This window comes from Streptomyces beijiangensis (genome assembly GCF_017315755.1).
Classification (GTDB): domain Bacteria; phylum Actinomycetota; class Actinomycetes; order Streptomycetales; family Streptomycetaceae; genus Streptomyces; species Streptomyces beijiangensis.
In genome coordinates this window covers 1-1,744 of the sequence record NZ_JAFLRJ010000377.1, presented here as the reverse complement: position 1 = coordinate 1,744, position 1,744 = coordinate 1, and the positions used below count along the sequence as shown (strand labels likewise).

The 1,744-nt window shown below is 67.3% G+C and carries 1 protein-coding gene and 3 pseudogenes; 1 reads left to right on the top strand and 3 read right to left on the bottom strand.

All coding sequences use genetic code 11. From position 1 onward, the window contains the following. Positions 1 to 156 (top strand): hypothetical protein, encoded by a 156-nt coding sequence (locus J0695_RS45775; RefSeq protein ID WP_372445848.1) that lies wholly within the window; start codon positions 1 to 3, stop codon positions 154 to 156. Positions 157 to 216: 60 nt separating this feature from the next. Here the strand turns inward: J0695_RS45775 and J0695_RS44330 are convergent. The 3 pseudogenes from J0695_RS44330 to J0695_RS31450 all read right to left on the bottom strand — a co-directional run. Beyond that, a pseudogene (locus J0695_RS44330) lies at positions 217 to 471 on the bottom strand (transposase); the annotation flags it as partial. 9 nt (positions 472 to 480) lie between these two features. Next, a pseudogene (locus tag J0695_RS45275) lies at positions 481 to 615 on the bottom strand (helix-turn-helix domain-containing protein); the annotation flags it as partial. Between the two features lie 336 nt (positions 616 to 951). Further along, positions 952 to 1,744: pseudogene (locus tag J0695_RS31450) on the bottom strand (glutamine synthetase); the annotation flags it as partial.

Below are 1,744 nucleotides of genomic sequence, written 5' to 3'. Positions count from 1 at the left end.
GTGCCGCCGAAGGTGGAGTACACCGCCAGCGACGTGGCCCGGGAGCTCGAGAGCGCCTTCGAGCAGCTCGGGACATGGGTCGAGCGCCACCACGAGTACATCGCCGCCGCGCAGGAGGCGTACGACACTGGACGCGTCGGTGTCGTCGCGCCCTGAGGTACTCGGGTAACTGCCCACCCACCAGCCACAATTCACCTACTGGTCAGAAACTCAAGTGAACGGCTCACAGCGGGTGTTGTAGCCGTTGACGCAGGTGCGGATGGCGTCCTTGAAGTCGGTCACGGACTCGAAGGTCCCGCGCCGTATGGCCTGCCGGGTGATGATCCCGAAGAAGATCTCGACCATGTTCAGCCACGAGCAGGAGGTGGGGGTGAAGTGCATGGTGGTGCGGGGGTTCTTCGCCAGCCACGCTGTGACGTTGGCGTGTTTGTGGGTGCCGTAGTTGTCCGCGATGACATGCAGTTTCACCCGCAGATTACCCAGCGCCTCGATCCCCGACTCGCTATACCGGCCAAGCCACTTGAGCACTGTCGGGCGCGAGGACCCCAGCCGCTCGGCGATCTCCGTTTTCTCCACCCCGTCCCCCGCCAGCAACAAAATCCGCGCCCGCTGCACCAGACCGGACGGCGCCGTGGACACTGGCGACTGCGGAATAACCGGCGGGTCTTGGTGGCGAGTTGGTCCCGGTTCCGAGCCCGGTGACTCTTGGGCAGGCTGTGCTTCAGATCCCCGTTGACGAGCTCGTCGGGGTTCACCTCGGGCGAGCACGGCGGCAGGCAGTGCAGACCGGTTGCCAGTGCGCCGCACGATCGGGGTCCTCCCCTTCCCACTTCAGGCCCGTTCGCTGACCTGGTCGCAGCGCATCTGGACCCGGCCAGCGAAGAGCATCTCACCGCCCTCGAGTACCGCCTGCCACACTCGACTTGGCGCCGGTAACTGACCGGGATCTCCTTAGTGCCGCTCATATCCCCGGCGGAGCTCCCAGTCGGTCACCGCGGCGTCGTAGGCCTCCAGCTCGACGCGCGCCATGTTGGCGTAGTGGGCGACGACCTCGTCCCCGAAGGCCGCCTGGGCGATGGGGCTTGCCGACCAGAGGGCGGCGGCCTCGCGGAGGGTGGTCGGGACGTGCTCGTAGTCGGCCGTGTAGGCGTTGCCGGGGCACGGCTCGGGGAGTTCGAGCTTCTGCTCGATTCCGTACAGGCCGGCCGCGACCAGTCCCGCGACGGCGAGGTGCGGGTTGACGTCTCCGCCGGGGAGGCGGTTCTCGAAGCGCATCGAGCGGCCGTGGCCGACGACGCGCAGGGAGCAGGTGCGGTTGTCGTGGCCCCAGGCGACGGCCGTGGGGGCGAACGAGCCCGGCTGGAACCGTTTGTAGGAGTTGATGTTGGGTGCGTACAGCAGGGAGAAGTCACGCAGCGCGGCCAGCTGTCCGGCGAGGAAGTGGCGCATGACCGGCGACATCCCGTCGGGGCCCTCGCCCGACATGACGCTCTTGCCCGGCTCGTCGACCGACTGGAGCGAGAGGTGGATGTGGCAGGAGTTGCCCTCGCGCTCGTTGTACTTGGCCATGAAGGTCAGCGAGACGCCCTCCTGCGAGGCGATCTCCTTGGCGCCGGTCTTGTAGACGGCGTGCTGGTCGCAGGTGACGAGCGCCTCGTCGTACTTGAAGGCGATCTCGTGCTGCCCCGGGTTGCACTCGCCCTTCGCGGACTCGACGGTCAGTCCGGCCACCGCCATCTCGTTG